This is a genomic window from Rhodoferax sp. AJA081-3, assembly GCF_017798165.1.
Lineage (GTDB): Bacteria > Pseudomonadota > Gammaproteobacteria > Burkholderiales > Burkholderiaceae_C > Allorhodoferax.
This window is the reverse complement of sequence record NZ_CP059068.1, coordinates 2,507,569-2,522,884: the sequence shown is the minus strand read 5'-3', so window position 1 is coordinate 2,522,884 and position 15,316 is coordinate 2,507,569. Positions and strand designations below refer to the sequence as shown.

10 protein-coding genes and 8 pseudogenes are annotated in these 15,316 nt (G+C 60.9%); 7 read left to right on the top strand and 11 right to left on the bottom strand.

Annotation, left to right across the window (positions count from 1 at the left end; translation table 11 throughout):
- Positions 1–216: 216 nt before the first annotated feature.
- Positions 217–1,057 (top strand): annotated as a pseudogene (locus HZ993_RS11775) (GGDEF domain-containing protein).
- On the top strand, positions 1,003–1,344 hold the full coding sequence (locus tag HZ993_RS25010) for a GGDEF domain-containing protein (protein ID WP_371816985.1): 342 nt from the start codon (positions 1,003–1,005) through the stop codon (positions 1,342–1,344). The pseudogene HZ993_RS11775 and the gene HZ993_RS25010 overlap by 55 nt, the downstream one beginning before the upstream one ends.
- On the opposite strand, the pseudogene rocF reads toward HZ993_RS25010, so the two are convergent.
- A pseudogene (gene rocF / locus HZ993_RS11760) lies at positions 1,250–2,163 on the bottom strand (arginase). The gene HZ993_RS25010 and the pseudogene rocF sit on opposite strands and share 95 nt — an antisense overlap.
- A 16-nt stretch (positions 2,164–2,179) precedes the next feature.
- Positions 2,180–3,111: pseudogene (locus HZ993_RS11755) on the bottom strand (asparaginase).
- Here HZ993_RS11755 and HZ993_RS24475 point away from each other — a divergent pair.
- The 3 genes and pseudogenes from HZ993_RS24475 (at position 3,064) to HZ993_RS11745 (ending at position 6,307) form a co-directional block, all read left to right on the top strand.
- Positions 3,064–3,237: a hypothetical protein gene (locus HZ993_RS24475; protein ID WP_245214028.1), complete on the top strand. Its 174-nt coding sequence runs from the start codon at positions 3,064–3,066 to the stop codon at positions 3,235–3,237. The pseudogene HZ993_RS11755 and the gene HZ993_RS24475 overlap by 48 nt on opposite strands.
- Before the next feature lie 48 nt (positions 3,238–3,285).
- Positions 3,286–5,086 (top strand): annotated as a pseudogene (locus HZ993_RS11750) (carboxyl transferase domain-containing protein); the annotation flags it as partial.
- A 95-nt stretch (positions 5,087–5,181) separates the two neighbouring features.
- Positions 5,182–6,307: pseudogene (locus HZ993_RS11745) on the top strand (alanine--glyoxylate aminotransferase family protein).
- A 592-nt stretch (positions 6,308–6,899) separates the two neighbouring features.
- On the opposite strand, the gene HZ993_RS11740 reads toward HZ993_RS11745, so the two are convergent.
- Positions 6,900–7,490 (bottom strand): hypothetical protein, encoded by a 591-nt coding sequence (locus HZ993_RS11740; RefSeq protein WP_209398097.1) that lies wholly within the window; start codon positions 7,488–7,490, stop codon positions 6,900–6,902.
- A 1,142-nt stretch (positions 7,491–8,632) separates the two neighbouring features.
- Here HZ993_RS11740 and HZ993_RS11735 point away from each other — a divergent pair.
- Positions 8,633–9,007 carry a DUF6678 family protein gene (locus HZ993_RS11735; protein WP_209398095.1) on the top strand — a complete coding sequence of 125 codons (375 nt, stop codon included), beginning with the start codon at positions 8,633–8,635 and terminating at the stop codon, positions 9,005–9,007.
- 1,129 nt (positions 9,008–10,136) lie between these two features.
- Here HZ993_RS11735 and HZ993_RS25005 read toward each other — a convergent pair.
- The 8 genes and pseudogenes from HZ993_RS25005 to HZ993_RS11705 all read right to left on the bottom strand — a co-directional run.
- Positions 10,137–10,421 carry a hypothetical protein gene (locus HZ993_RS25005; protein WP_209398093.1) on the bottom strand — a complete coding sequence of 95 codons (285 nt, stop codon included), beginning with the start codon at positions 10,419–10,421 and terminating at the stop codon, positions 10,137–10,139.
- Positions 10,397–10,705, bottom strand: coding sequence for a methyl-accepting chemotaxis protein (locus HZ993_RS25000; RefSeq protein ID WP_371816984.1), 309 nt, complete (start codon positions 10,703–10,705; stop codon positions 10,397–10,399). Before HZ993_RS25000 ends, HZ993_RS25005 begins: the two co-directional genes overlap by 25 nt.
- Positions 10,690–11,022, bottom strand: coding sequence for a hypothetical protein (locus HZ993_RS24995; RefSeq protein ID WP_245213920.1), 333 nt, complete (start codon positions 11,020–11,022; stop codon positions 10,690–10,692). The genes HZ993_RS25000 and HZ993_RS24995 overlap by 16 nt, the downstream gene beginning before the upstream one ends.
- On the bottom strand, positions 11,019–11,729 hold the full coding sequence (locus HZ993_RS24990; protein ID WP_209398089.1) for a PAS domain-containing protein: 711 nt from the start codon (positions 11,727–11,729) through the stop codon (positions 11,019–11,021). The genes HZ993_RS24995 and HZ993_RS24990 overlap by 4 nt, the downstream gene beginning before the upstream one ends.
- Before the next feature lie 212 nt (positions 11,730–11,941).
- Positions 11,942–12,729: pseudogene (locus HZ993_RS24460) on the bottom strand (FAD-linked oxidase C-terminal domain-containing protein).
- 89 nt (positions 12,730–12,818) lie between these two features.
- Positions 12,819–12,962, bottom strand: coding sequence for a hypothetical protein (locus tag HZ993_RS24455; RefSeq protein WP_245213919.1), 144 nt, complete (start codon positions 12,960–12,962; stop codon positions 12,819–12,821).
- Between the two features lie 7 nt (positions 12,963–12,969).
- Positions 12,970–13,257: an FAD-binding protein gene (locus HZ993_RS24450; RefSeq protein WP_245213918.1), complete on the bottom strand. Its 288-nt coding sequence runs from the start codon at positions 13,255–13,257 to the stop codon at positions 12,970–12,972.
- A gap of 244 nt (positions 13,258–13,501) precedes the next feature.
- Positions 13,502–14,372: pseudogene (locus HZ993_RS11705) on the bottom strand (LysR substrate-binding domain-containing protein); the annotation flags it as partial.
- Between the two features lie 68 nt (positions 14,373–14,440).
- On the opposite strand from HZ993_RS11705, the pseudogene asd reads away from it, so the two are divergent.
- A pseudogene (asd, locus tag HZ993_RS11700) lies at positions 14,441–15,312 on the top strand (archaetidylserine decarboxylase).
- The last annotated feature ends 4 nt before the right edge of the window (positions 15,313–15,316 follow it).

Genomic DNA, 15,316 nt, shown 5'->3' with positions numbered 1-15,316 from the left:
TGCCCCGGCCGAAAGGATGCAGATGGCGCATATGGATAGATGGACCGCTATGTGGCGTGCCTTCGCGAACTCCAGCAAGGACAACCACCTGGTGCAGGGTGAGGCCACGATGACAACGCTGCGTCGTTTTGTCTGGCTGCTGTATTTTTGGCGCCCATCCATTTTCTGCTCGCGCTCTGGTACGGCGTCTTCTATGACCCGGGTGGCCGCACAGGGATGCTGGATTGGGCCCATGGCAAGTTTGTGGTGCAGCTCAGCATGGGGTGTGTGTCTGTCATTCTGGGGTTGGTGGTGCGCAGGTTTGTCAAACGCCACACCCGTGCCTCCCAAACTGCCATCGTGTTGCATGCCTTGTTGTGCAGTGTCTACGGCACCTTTGGCATGCTGGATGCCATTGTGGACCAGCGTGCGGGGCTGGGCATTACCTCGTATTTCATGGTCAGTGTGGCAGTGGCTGCGCTGTCTCTGATGCGGCCGCTGTTTGCCTTTTTGTGCTTCGGCATTGGCACCGTGCAGTTTGCGCTGATGCTGGCCTGGGTGGGGCTGGAGCCTATCGAGGTGGCGCGCTCCATCGTCCAAACGCTGGTGGCCACCGTGGTGTCGTTTGTAGTGGCCGTGGCCGTGTGGCGGCAGTATGCCCATCTGGTGCTGCTGCGCCGTGAACTGCTGCAGAAACAAAGCGAATTGGCCCATCTGGCGGAGCGGGACAGTTTGACCGGCCTGTACAACCGCCGCACCTTTGCCAGCTTGGCCAATGTGGAGCTGGACCGGGCAGAGCGTTTCCCCAATGGTGTAGGGCTTGTGATGGTGGACCTGGACCACTTCAAAAATCAACGACCAGCATGGACACCCTGCCGGAGACGAAGTCTTGCGGCAGGTGGCCGCCCTCATCACCACGTCCGTGCGGTCGTCCGATATTGCGGCGCGTTTGGGCGGTGAGGAGTTTGTGGTGTTGCTGCCCAACACCGACCACACAGGCGCGCTGATAGCGGCCGGCAAACTGTGTGCTGCGATCAAAAACAGGCGTTGGTATTGCCGGGTCTTAACCTGCCCGTGACCGCCAGCCTGGGCTGCACGGCCATGCAGCCGGGCCAGGGGCTCACGTTGGAGGCACTGTATGCGGCCGCCGACCAGGCGCTCTACCTTGCCAAAAACAAGGGGCGTGACCGGGTGGAATATCTGCCGCCCTCCAGTTTGCCCTGGATCCGGTGGTGCCCTGAGGTTCGCCACCACCACCCAGGCCCCGGGGTTATTTGCGCATCAGCGTGCTCTTGCCAAACAGCGATTCGATCAGGTCCACCGCCACCTCGGCCGTGCGGTTGCGCTCGTCCAGCGCGGGGTTGAGTTCCATCACATCCAGGCTGGCCAGGCGGCCGGTGTCGGCAATCATTTCCATGCAGAGTTGCGCCTCACGGTAGTTGGGGCCGCCACGCACGGTGGTGCCCACACCGGGGCGATGTCGGGGTCCAGAAAGTCCACGTCAAAGCTCACATGCAAATGGGTGTTGGCGTCCACCAGCGCCAGTGCCAGCTCCATCGCGGCGCGCATGCCCATCTCGTCGATGTAACGCATGTCGAACACTTCCAAGTCCATCTCGTGCACAAAACGCTTTTCGCCTTCGTCCACACTGCGGATGCCGATCTGGCGTATCCACTTGGGTGAAATGGCCGGCACGTGGCCGCCAATCTCGATCAGTTCCTTGGGGCCGTGGCCACACAGGCAGGCCACCGGCATGCCGTGGATGTTGCCGCTGGGTGTCAGCGCGTTGGTGTTGAAGTCGGCATGGGCGTCCAGCCACAGGATGCGCAGTTTTTACCGGTGTCGCGGCAGTGGCGGGCCACAGCACTGATCGAGCCTATGCCCAGGCAGTGGTCGCCGCCCAGCAGGATGGGCAGGCGGCCGTCAGACAGCTCCGCATACACGGCGTCGTGCACGGCCTGGTTCCAGTGCGTGACTTCGGCAAGGTGGCGGTAGCCGTCCACCGGGGGCAGCCAGGGGTTGTTGGGGCCGACCAGGTTGCCCCTGTCTAGCACGTCCAGGCCTTGTGCGGCCAGCACGGGGGCGATGTTGGCCACACGCAGGGCCTCGGGGCCCATGCTGGCGCCGACTGCCGGCGCCGATGTCTGTGGGGGCGCCTATCAAACTGATTTTGGTATTTGTCATGGTGGGTATAGCTGCTTTAAGGGGTTTGCAATTGGAAGGCCGGGCGGCGCTCGCCGACCTGGATGCCACGGGCATTGATGATGGCTTGTGCACGCCAGGGGCGCAGTGCTTCGCGTTGGGCGTCGTCCAGCCAGCCCAGTTGCTCCAGCACCTCCACACTGGCGGCAAACAGCGCGGGCTTGTTGGCGTCGATGATCTTCAGCGCAAAGGCCTGGCCGCGGCTCACGCTGCCCACTACCTGCACACCGTCGGCCCCCACCTTGGTGACCCAGTCGCCTTTGCCCGCTTCCATAAAGGCCTTGTCGTTGCGGCCAGTGCCGCTAACCAGATCTGGGTGGGCGGTCATGGCGGTGCTGAGCTGGGCAAAGCTGTTGCCAAACTGCGTGTCGGCGGCGCCGCTGGCCAGGCGGGCATAACCCGTGGCCAGCGGACAGCGGCATCGCGTAGTTGGGGCCGAGCAGCCGTCCACACCCAGCTTCATATCGTTGGCGTCCATGCCCACGGCGCGGGCCACATCGCGGCGAATCGCCCGCTGCAGGGGATGGTCGGGCGACTCGTAGTTGTCCAGGGAGAGGCCGTGCTGCACGCAGTAGGCGACAAAGCCAGCATGTTTGCCGCTACAGTTGTTGTAGCGCTCATCAAAGGTTTCACCGGGGCTAGGGGCCTTTCCGGTGTTCTCAAAATGGTAGGGCACATGGCAGCCGCAGCGCAGCACCTTGTAGGTCTGGCCGGCCTTCTCCAGCATCTGCTGCGCGGCTTGCACATGCATGGGCTCACCGCTGCGGCTGGCGCACAGCAGGGCCACGTGTTCGGGCGTGAAGCCAAAGTGTTGGGGCCACCAGCCTCGACAAAGGGCAGGGCCTGCAGCGCCTTCAGCGTGGAGCGGGTGAAGGTCATCCAATGCGGATCACCGGCATGGGCCAGCAGTTGGCCCTGGGTGTTGACCACGGCAACCGAGCCAAAGTGCTGGTTCTCCAGGGTGCCACCGCGGGTCATTTCTATCAGTGGGGTGTGTTGCATGCCGCGATTGTGGAGCAAAAATCGGACGCCCCATTCCGCCTGTCGCTCGCTTGACGCGTTAACCAAATGCCTTGCTCCACAATCCCGCCATGACCCACATCCGCTCCCCTGCAGGCCCAGATTGTCCAATGGCTGGTCGTACCCGGCGATGCCGTACGCCCCGGCGATGTGGTCGTGATCCTGGAGGCTATGAAGATGGAGCACGAGGTGCGCGCCGAGTCTGCAGGGCGTATCACCGAGCTGCTGTTTGCACCGGGGAAATGGTTGATGCAGATGAGGTGCTATTAATTTGGGAGCTAACTAGTGATATTCCACGGGGCTAGAGGCCAAAATCGCTCACAACACTTCCGCTGAACGGGCTCTGGACCCTGCGGCAGCGGAGGCGCCGCGTGCCGACCTGCACAAGTTGCTGGCCCGCCAAGCCTTCACCCAAGACGCCAGCCGCCCCGAGGCCATGGCCAAGCGCCACGCCCAGGGCTTGCGCAGCGCCCGTGAGAACATCGCCGACCTGTGCGACGCTGGCAGCTTCACAGAATACGGCGCGCTGGCCGTGGCCGCCCAGCGCAGCCGCCGCACAACAGAAGACCTGATCCAGAACACCCCGGCCGACGGCATGGTCACCGGCCTGGGCCAGGTCAATGGCCAGTCCATCGTCGCCATGTCCTACGACGCCACCGTGCTGGCCGGCACGCAAGGCATGCGCAACCACCAGAAGACCGACCGCATGCTGGGCATTGCGCTGCAAAACAAGCTGCCGGTGGTGCTGTTTGCCGAAGGCGGCGGCGGCCGCCCGGAGATGTGGACATGCCCATTGTGGCCGGCCTGCACGTGGCCACCTTTGCCAGTTATGCGCGGCTCAACGGCCAGGTGCCGGTGGTGGCATCGTCGCCGGGCGTTGTTTTGCCGGCAACGCGGCGCTCCTGGGTTGCAGTGACGTCATCATCGCCACCCGGGCCAGCAACATCGGCATGGGCGGCCCGGCTATGGTGGAGGGTGGTGGCCTTGGCGTCTTCAAGCCCGAACAGATTGGCCCTTCCAGTGTGCAGCATGGCAATGGTGTCATCGACATATTGGTGGATGACGAGGCGCAGGCTGTGGCCGCAGCGCGGCATTACCTGTCGTTCTTCCAAGGACCTCTCAAAGAATTCAGCGCACCCCCGCGTTGGCCCTGCGCGACGTGGTGCCCGAGAACCGCCTGCGCGTCTACGACACCCGTGCCGCACTGCAAGGCATTGCCGACGTGGATTCGCTGCTGGAAATACGCACCGGCTTTGGCAAAGGCATCCACACCGCGCTGGCCCGCATCGAAGGCCGACCCGTTGGCCTGCTGGCCAACAACCGCTGCACCTGGGCGGCGCGATAGATGCCGACGCCGCCGACAAAGCCGCACGTTTCATGCAGCTGTGTAATGCCCACGGCCTGCCCTCATCAGCCTGGTGGACACACCCGGCTTCATGGTCGGGCCGGATACCGAAGCCACGGCCCAGATGCGCCATGTCAGCCGGCTGTTCATCGCTGCGGCGCATTTGCGTGTGCCGTTCCTGAGCGTGGTCTTGCGCAAGGGTTATGGCCTGGGGCCATGGGCATGACCGCGGGTGGTTTTCATTCCCCACTCTTCACCGTGGCCTGGCCCACTGGCGAGTTTGGTGCCATGGGGCTGGAGGGCGCGGTGCGACTGGGCTTCAAGAAGGAGCTGGAAGCCGTGCCCGGGGCACCGAGCGCCAGGCCCTGTACGACCAACTGGTGGCCCGCCAATACGACAACGGTAGCGCCATGAACATGGCCGCCACGCTAGAGATTGATGCGGTGATCGACCCGGCCGACACGCGGGCCTGGCTGCTGCGTGGTTTGCAGGCGGGTCGTGAGACCCCATGCCCCTGGCCCCAGTATTGACACCTGGTAGGCGCGGGGAGGCTGGGTAGGCCGACGGTGCGAAGGGCTTGGCCGCCCATGCTAAGCTGCCCCTCCGCTATAAAACCCGACGCCAAGGAGACCACCATGCCCGGACTATTGCCCCAGATCGACCCCGAGGGCCTGCTTGAATTTTCGGTGGTCTACACCGACCGCGCGCTCAACCACATGTCGCAGCGCTTCCAGGGCGTCATGAAAGACATCTCGGCGATCTTGAAAGAGGTCTACCACGCCAAGTCTGCCATTCTGGTGCCTGGCAGCGGCACCTTTGGCATGGAGGCCGTGGCCCGCCAGTTCGCCACCGACAAGAAAACACTGGTCATCCGCAATGGCTGGTTCAGCTACCGCTGGACGCAAATTTTGACATGGGCCGCATCCCCAGCGCATCCACCGTGCTGAAGGCCCGCCGTGTGGGCGAAGGCAAACAGGCGCAATGGATTCCATGCCCGGTAGAAGAAGTGGTCGCAACCATCGCCCGCGAGAAGCCCGATGTGGTGTTCGCCCCGCACGTGGAAACCGCCGCCGGCATGATCCTGCCCGACGACTACCTGCGTGCCGTGAGTGACGCCGTGCACGCCGTGGGCGGCCTGTTTGTGCTGGACTGCATTGCATCCGGCGCCATGTGGGTGGATATGGAAGCGACTGGTGTGGACGTGTTGGTCAGCGCGCCGCAAAAGGCTGGAGCGGTTCACCCTGCTGCGCCATGGTCTGCCTGAGCGAACGCGCCCGCGCCGCCATCGACAGCACCACCAGCACCAGCTTTGCCTGCGATTTGAAGAAGTGGCTGCAGATCATGGAAGCCTACGAAGGCGGCGCCCACATGTACCACGCCACCATGCCCACCGACGCGTTGACCCGCCTGCGCGAGGTCATGCAGGAAACACGCAACTACGGCTTTGAGAAGGTGCGCGCCGAGCAGATGGATCTGGGCAACAAAGTTCGCGCGCTGTTCGAGAGCAAAGGTATCGTCAGCGTGGCTGCGGAAGGGTTTAAGGCCCCGGGCGTGGTGGTGAGTTACACCGAAGACCCAGGCATGCAGAACAGCAAGAAGTTTCTGGCAGTGGGTCTGCAGACTGCGGCCGGTGTGCCTTTGCAGTGTGACGAGCCGGCGGATTTCAGCACTTTCCGCGTGGGCTTGTTTGGGCTGGAGAAGTTGCACAACGTGGACCGCACGGTGGCGCAGTTGGAAGCGGCTTTGGACAAGATTGGGTGAGTTGGTCGGTGGCAGAGCGTGCTTGGTTTGAGAAGCCGTGTAAGTCCGTTGTGGGGCGAAAGCGGGCGTTCGTTCGATGCTCTTAAATGCAGTTGAAGTCTAGAATCGTCGAGGTACAGCCTGCGGCTTTGTTGGAATTTTTATACTTGTATAAAGATTAGGGGAGCTTCTGCGAGCAAGGCTGCAAGCCACTTTTTAGGGAATTCATGGCCAGCTTATACCGCAGCGCCCAGATTAATCCGCAGATTTTGCGGCATGCATTTCGTTAAATCGCATGAAAGTCCGTGCCTATTCCACGGTGGTCGCAGCGCTCGGTGCAATCATAGTGGGCGTCCTCTGGCTCTATTGGACTTGGTGGGTCGTCCCCGTGAGTTTCTTGATGCCTGACTTCTCCTACCGCACACACTCGGTCGTTGCTACGACGCTGCTGTTTGCAGTGTGCTCCGTTCTCATCGCCTTCACTGCCGGAACGCGCAGTATTATCTTCGCGTTCTTGAGTATTTCGATTTATGAGTGCTTGTTATTGGGGAGTATCCTTGTGTACAACCAGCACTATCCGCAAGGTCGTATTGAGTACTCATGGTCAACTCTTTTAACGGCCTGGGTGATGCGTCAGCCTTAGCAGCCATGTCCTGGTTGACTTGGCGAGTGTTTCTGCAAGGGCGGCAACCGAATGCGACTTAACTGGTGGCTCGTCGCTGACGGGAGCATTGTCTGATATCGACGCTGCATCGGGGCGATAGCGGCCTTCCCAGTGACTCCCCAATTTGGCGATGTTCAAATCGTCGTGGGCCATCGAAAATGGCCCATCAGCAACCTCAGTAAGTCGCATGTACACCAGAATACTCACTTCAGCGATTGCCCGATGGCTTGTCTTGTTGGTCTTGTGTGTCGTTTCGCTATTCTTCTTGAACGACGCGTTTTTGGTGTATGGGTAGCCGGAGGACCGCCCGGGCCGCACAAACTGGGTTGGGAACGCAGAGCATTGGCATCTTTGCTGTTGTCCGGTGCTTCGCTGTTTGGTGCGATTGGTGCGTTTAGAGCCCTCGGCAGATTTCCGCAAATTGGCACAGTGTCGTGGCTGATGCTTGCGCTTGCTGGGAGTCTTGCCCTTGCGCCGTTTGTCACTCGCGAGTTTCTCGTGGATATGTGCATTGACAATGGGGACGCTGGAGTGCTTCATTGTTAGAGTGCGAGCTATGAACCGCATTCAAACTGCAGGCTTGCTTTGGGGCGAAAGCGGTCTTCCCGCGAGCGAGTCTGGTACAAAGTACGATAGCCAATATGAGGTTCATTGAAGGCCGTCTTTGACAAGTCGCAAAACCGCCGTAGCTCGCCGCCCATCGTTAATGTTCGATGCGGCGTGTATAAGTGATGGCCCGCGGTCATTTTACCCTGAAACGCATGACAGACCCATTTCTCGTTGATCGACCGTTTCTTGCTGACGTCTGTCCTGCCTTCGCGAGTGCGGTGACGAATGGCTGCAGGGTGATCGGTCGATCAGACCTTGCGGAGGAAATAGTACGCGTGGTCCTCCCGCCTCAGCTCATTGCGGGAGCTCCTGACTCCTATTCTTTTCTGGCGTATCCTGTTCCTCGCCTTACGCTTGAGCAACGCCAACTTCTCGAAGTCCGAGACTTCGAACGTATTCAAGTGCCGGTGGGAGCTGGCACAGTCAGCCTGGAGCTTGATGTTTTCGGAAAGATCGGATGGTTTTACGTTGACATGCTCTCAGAGCATTACGAGGCCGCTGTAAGTGGAGCGCAGAAGCATTCACTTTAACCAATGGACTCACACGGACACACCGCACCAGGTTGCTACTGCGCGGCGCTTGCTGCGTGCTGGTGGCTTAAAGTTTAGAGCTTATGACGACACTACTTGCACGCCTAAAGGGTCTCTTCGACATAGAGCTTTTCGTGCGCGTGTGCATGGTAGTTTGGGGACGCCTTTCCTAGCTATCGCCCTATATGCTGTCGCAGAATTCCGCCCCACTGACTGGGCTGAGTGGTGTGTATTGGCTCTTGTAGTTGCCTTCGGCGCATACGGGGCCTTTCTTTTGTGGCTCGGATTACTGGGGAGTGATTCACAGGTGGAAAGCTCAATGGACCTCATGTCAGAGGGAGGCGAACTGCTCGGCGTAGTTTTCGCCCTGGTCGTGGCAGTCATAGCTGTCCCAGTCACACTGTTGATTCGGATGATTTGGAAACGGCGGAGCGGCTAGTGGCGTTATCCTTGTCCGCAGGGGCGTAAGCGGTCCTTCGCGGTGCCAGTCCGACTGACTATATTTACGACGTGTGTCATTCAATATTCGTTAGGTGTCAAACCATGCCGCAACCCCGCCGCACCGCAGAACTGCTTCGCGAACTCGCCGATCAGCAACTCGTGAGCGTTCTGAACAAGACGAAGTGGGAACGTCTCTTTGAAGAGTTGAATCGCGAAAACTTGCCAGTGGATTTTCGGCGCAAGGACATCAATGAAGCCGAAAGCTCTGATGATCGTTGGGATGGTGACATTTTTCATGTGTTCGGCGGCTGCGAAGTCATCGAGTGGCTCGACATTCGAGCGAGGCTCTCGGTCAGCCGCGGCAAGCTGCTGGAACCAGAGATTCACGACTTCACGGCTGAATTGGTCGCCGCAGCCAAGCGTGCCAAGATTCCATATTCGGTCACACGCGAAGGCATTCGGGTGTGGGGTACATAGGGGCTGGTTCAAACATACAGTGGGCAACATGACGTCAAACCGGGCGTTCAGGCGGACTCGTAACGGCTGGCCACTTCAGGCACCTATTTCATTCTGGACCTTCAGTGCCCAGCCGCTGCTCGCGGCTCAACTTCAACGTTTTGAGGCTGTAAATCAAAGGGTTTGAATGTCGGCTCCTGGCGATAGGGGTGACCGCTTTGTGTCTTAACCACGCTCTGCATTCGTCACAGTAAACAATTGAAATTTGCAGCTGAAGAGGGCATTGCGCATAGCACCGCGTTCATGCCGTTCCCCGCCAAACTCTTGTCCGCACACGCCACGTGAAAGCCCGCACGACCTCGGGGCTCAGGCTGCGCTAAGTCTCAATGACGAACACTCACTGACTGGCGCCAAGCGCTATGCGCTAATGCAGATCACGCGCCAAGGTGCAAGGTGGCGCACCCGCAGCGGGGCGCACAGCAAACTTATGCCAGCATGCGGTCTTTGGCCACAAAGTACTTCCGCGCATAGGCCACCAGTTGGCCGTCGGTGGGATGGTCCACTGTCTCGATGCCCACAACCTTGTTCACCATGGTTGCGTCATGTGCATGGATATGCTTGACGAGCTGCAGTTTGGCCTGCGCGGGCCCAACCACCAGGATCTCCTGCGCGCCCTGGGCGCTTCTACCACTGCATGGTAGTAGCTATGTTCCTCTGGCGAGCGCCCGCTGCCCACGGCGCCTGCGCGTGAATGCAGTTTGTGGTGCGGATTGTGCGGGTGGATGATTGATTTCTCTACATCGTCTGGGCTGATGTGCATGACGTGGGCTTCAGAGTGGTCGAGCCAGACAACGGCGTGGTAGTGGGACATACTTTCCTTGTTCGTTTGATCAAGGCTTCAGCTTAGGCGCTCCTGCGCAAGCTGGGTTGACCTGGATCAACCGAGCCCTACTTACATGACTCAGGCCAGCAATCGAAACAGCAATGGCATCGGCAGCGATGAATGACCAATGCCTTTCACAGCGATGTGATCTTGTGGAATCGTTTTGGAAGCGCAGCCAGGTGGTGCGACAGCAGCAGTTCGGTGTAAGCAAGCGATGGGGCGGGTAAGTCTTGTGCCGAAATCGCTTACTCCTCTGCCATTAGCAGCTTATGGCTCTTGCGCATCTCCACCGCATCCATTTGCGACAACGTGCGCTCCCCGCACCAGGCGGAACAGGCGCATGGAGTTGCTCACACCCTCCACCTGTTCCTGCACGGCTTTGGCCGACGCGGCCAGCTGTTCCACCATGGCGGCGTTTTGCTGGGTGATGGTGTCCATGTGCGAAATGGCTTCGTTGATCTGGCGAATGCCCATGGTTTGTTCCGTGCCCGCGGTTTTGATCTCGTCCAGCACCGTGCTGACCTTGGTCACCGACTGCTGGGCATCGTCCATGCGCTGCAGGGCCTGGTCGGTTTGTTCGCTGCCTTTTGCACCCGCTCGGCGGATTCGGTGATGAGTTGTTTGATCTCCCGGGCGGCACCGGTGGTCCGCTGTGCCAGTGCGCGTACTTCGGTGGCCACCACCGCAAAGCCGCGTCCTTGTTCACCCGCGCGTGCGGCTTCTACGGCCGCGTTCAGGGCCAGGATGTTGGTTTGAAAGGCCACACCCTCAATGAGTTGAATGATCTCCTGGATGCGCAGCGACGACTCGGTGATGCCCTTCATGGTCTCGGCCACGGAGTGCACAGCCTCGTTGCTGCGCGAGGTGACGTGGGCCGTTTCATGGGCCAGCTCGACCCCCGCACCGCAGACGCGGCGCTTTGCTGGACGGTGCCGCTGATTTCTTCCATGGACGCCGCGGTCTGCTCCAGACTGCTGGCCTGTGATTCGGTTCGGGACGACATGTCCTGGTTGCCGTCGGCTATCTCCTGCATTGCAATATGCAGGTGGTCCACCTCGGACCGCACATCGCTGACAACCGTGCGCAGGTTGACCGACATCTGGTTCAAAGCCTGCTGCAGCTGCCCCACCAAGCCGGTGTCTCCGGTCTTCACGCGGTGCGACAGGTCCCCGAAGCCAGGTGGTTGGCATCGGCCACCAGCCCTTCCAGCGGTTTCATGGCCAGTTGCCAGGTCAGCCAGGCTGCCCCGGCAATGGCGCATGCGTAGACGATGGCCACAACGGCAAGAGGCAGGCCGATCCACATGGCGATACCCGGCAGGCCGGCGGCCACCATTTGAGGGCGACAATTTTGCCCCATGCCGGGGCTCAGCAGCCGCTGCAGCTTGCCCATCGCACCCTGCTGCAGCACGGCGCCGCGGTGCAATGCCACGCGCGCATGGCCTGCTTTGGCGTCTTCACGCATCTGGGCATACAGACCCTCTGCCATGCTGACCTCTTGCGCCGAAGGGGCGGTGCGTACCGACAGGTAGCCGGTGACGGTGTCGCCATCCATCATGGGGGTTGCATTGGCGCGCACCCAGTAATGGTCTCCGTTCTTGCGCCGGTTCTTCACCAAACCCGTCCAGGGCAATTTGTTCTGGATGGTGTTCCACAAATCGCGGAAGGCCTCTTGCGGCATGTCCGGATGGCGAACGATATTGTGGGCTTGGCCCAGCAGTTCCTCGCGGGTGAATCCGCTGACCTCGATAAAGGCAGGGTTGCAGTAGGTGATACGGCCCTTGAGGTCGGTGACGGACACCAAAGTCTGGTTGGCCGACATTTGGTAGGCCTTGTTGGTGACCGGTACGTTGTTGCGCATGGTTTCCTCCCCGTTTGAGTAAATCGAGCTCACCGAATACGACGTGTGGATGCGGCCCTAGTCGACCACGGGATGGTGCTGCGCGGTGTTGCTTTAGATCAAGGAAACGGTATTCCCCTCGGACTTTTTCCTGGTATCCACTTATTCTTCCGCATTACGCCAGCGGCTGGAAGCGAGGCGCGGTGCTTGCTGGTGGTAGTGGCTTTTGCCTCTCAAAACCGCGGCAAATCCGGGTGTTTGATCTGCCCGCCGCGCACCAGCATCTTCCCGTACTCCGCACAGCGCTGCAGCGTCGGGATCACCTTGCCGGGGTTGAGCAAACCCTTGGTGTCAAAGGCGTTCTTGATACCCATCATCTGGGCATTCTCGGCAGCGGAGAACTGCACACACATCGAGTTGAGTTTCTCCACCCCCACACCGTGTTCGCCCGTTACCGTGCCGCCCATGGCCACGCTGGTTTCCAGAATGTCGGCACCAAACAGTTCGCAGCGGTGCAACTGGTCGGGGTCGTTGGCGTCGAACAAGATCAGCGGGTGCAGGTTGCCATCGCCCGCATGGAACACATTGGCGCAGCGCAGCTGGTACTTCTTCTCCATTTCCTGAATCGCCAGCAGGATGTCGGCCAAGCGTTTGCGCGGGATGGTGCTGTCCATACACATGTAGTCGGGGCTGATACGGCCACTGGCCGGGAAGGCGTTTTGCGACCGCTCCAGAACTTCAGGCGTTCGGCCTCGTTCTGGCTCACTGCAATAGCCGTGGCGCCGTGGGCACGCAGTACATCTGCCATGCGGCCGATTTCTTCTTCTACCTCTTCGGGGGTGCCGTCGCTCTCACACAGCAAGATGGCTTCGGCGTTCAGGTCGTAACCGGCGTGCACAAAATCTTCCACGGCCGCGGTCATGGGTTTATCCATCATCTCCAGGCCCGCGGGGATGATGCCGGCCGCAATCACCGCCGCCACCGCGTCACCCGCCTTGCGCAGGTCGTCGAAGCTCGCCATGATGCAGCGCGCCAGTTGCGGCTTGGGCACCAGCTTGACGGTCACTTCGGTGATGACTGCCAGCATGCCTTCGCTGCCAACCACCAAGCTCAGCAGGTCGTAGCCGGGGTGTCCAGCGCGTCGCTGCCAAACGTGATGGGCTCGCCCTCCACCGTGTAGCCCTTGACCTTGAGCACGTTGTGCAGCGTCAGCCCGTATTTGAGGCAGTGCACGCCGCCCGAGTTCTCGGCCACGTTGCCCCTATGGTGCAGGCGATCTGGCTGGACGGGTCGGGCGCGTAGTACAGGCCCAAGGGGATGCGGCTTCACTGATGGCCAGGTTGCGCACGCCGCACTGCACCACGGCCGTGCGGCTGCGCTTGTCCAGCTTCAGGATTTTGTTGAACTTGGCCAGCGACAGGGTCACGCCCAGCGCGTGTGGCATGGCCCCGCCGGACAGGCCGGTGCCCGCGCCACGTGCCACCACCGGCACACCCATGTCAAAACAGGTTTTCAGCACGGCCGCCACTTGGGCGTCCGTTTCCGGCAAGGCCACTACCAGTGGCCGCTGGCGGTAGGCGGTCAGGCCATCACATTCGTAGGGGTGGTGTCTTCACGGTTCCACAACAGACTGCTTGAAGGCAAATGGGCCACGAGCCCCCGTAATACCTTACTCTGTAGCTCTGCTTTTGTAGCAAATCGGGGTGATTGGTAGAGGTGGGCGTGTTCATGTGAACACTGTACGGCAAAGCCTGCGGGTCGGGTGTGAAGAAATTGAACGCTAGGCCACCGCTTTTCAACCAGTCCGCAAACGCCGCGCATTCCCAGCGGTCCATGGTGCCGGTGCGCCAGCACAGGTAGTGGGCGTGGGGGCTGGGCACGTTGCTGCCAAAAACTGCGTTGCTGCCCAGGCGCACCAGAGCGCCATTGTCCAGCCAGGGGCGCCCAGCTTGAGGCGGACCAGGGCCACACCCATGCCCGCGGCCGCGGCATCACACATCAGGCCGATGTCGTTGAACTGGGAGCCGTCCACGGGTTCGGGCCAGTCCAGCCCCTGGGCGGCAAACCAGGTGCGCCAAGGCTCCAGCGGGCTGCGCAGCAGTGGCAGGCCTTCGATGTCTTGGGCCACTTCAAACGGGCCATGTTCCCGCACAAAAGCGGGTGATGCCAGCGGTGTGACAACATCTTTGGACAGGCATACATGTTCCAGGTCGGCATACCGCCCCGGCCCAAAACGCACCAGCAGGTCGGCGTCTTCGGCCACCACGTCCAGCAGCGGGATGGAAACCTGCAGTGTCAGGTCAATCTCGGGGTAGGCCTCGGTGAACTGGCGCAGCCGCGGGATCAGGATGGAGCGTGCAAACGTGGGTGTCACCGCCAGGCGCAGCTTGCGTTTGCCGGGTGCGGCGGCCGAACTGGGAAACTTCTGCAGGCTGCTGAGGCCTTCGCGTACGTGGGCCAGGTATTCGCTGCCTTCGGTGGTCAGCGAAAAGTCCGCCCGGCCAAACAGTTTGGTACCAATGATCTGCTCCAGCTGTTTGACCCTATGGCTGACCGCGCTGGGGTCACACATTGCTCTTCAGCAGCCTGTGTCACACTGCGCAGGCGGGCCAATGCTTCAAAGGTCAGCAGGCACTGGATAGGAGGAATGCGGGCAGCGGACATGGCTTACTATAATCCGGCCCCATTCGCCCCTGCCTCTTGGCACCAACACACTATAAGAAGGGACTGCCGTGTCCGACACCCTGGCGGTATTGCCGCAGTACCTCATCCCCAAACAGGCGATCACCGCCTTGGCTGGCAAGCTGGCCAGCGCCACAGCGGAAAGACAACCACTTCTGTCATCCGCTGGTTTGTCAAACGTTACAACGTCAACATGGCCGAGGCGGCCAACCCCGACATCGCCAGCTACGCCACGTTCAACGACTTCTTCACCCGCCCCTGAAGGCCGGCGCCCGCCCGCTGGCACAGGCCGACCTGGTGTGTCCGGTAGACGGCGCCATCAGCCAGTTCGGGCCCATCCACAAAGACCAGATCTTCCAGGCCAAGGGCCACAGCTACCCACGACTGCGCTTGTGGGGATGCCGCGCTGGCCGCAGAGTTTGAGGATGGCCACTTTGCGACGCTGTACCTGAGCCCCAAGGACTACCACCGCATCCACATGCCCTGTGCCGGGGTGCTGCGCCGCATGATTTATGTGCCGGGGATTTGTTCTCGGTCAACCCGACCACGGCGCGGGGCGTGCCCGGCTTGTTTGCGCGCAACGAGCGTGTGGTCTGTGTGTTTGACTCGCACCAGGGCCCGTTTGTGCAGGTGCTGGTGGGCGCCACCATTGTGGGCAGTATGGCCACGGTGTGGCACGGTCTGGTCAACCCGCCGCGCCCCGGTCATTTGTGGAGCGGACCTATGCCGATGGCGGTGTGTCTTTGGCCCAGGGTGCCGAGATGGGGCGATTCTTGCTGGGGTCTACCGTGGTGCTTTTGTTTCCGCGCGGCCCATTGGCGTTTAGCCCCAATGGGCACCCGCAGGCGCCATCCGAATGGGCGAAAATGGGCACGCGGGCATAAAACCCGGCTATCCTGAGGTCTTTGCACCTTCCATTTGAGGAC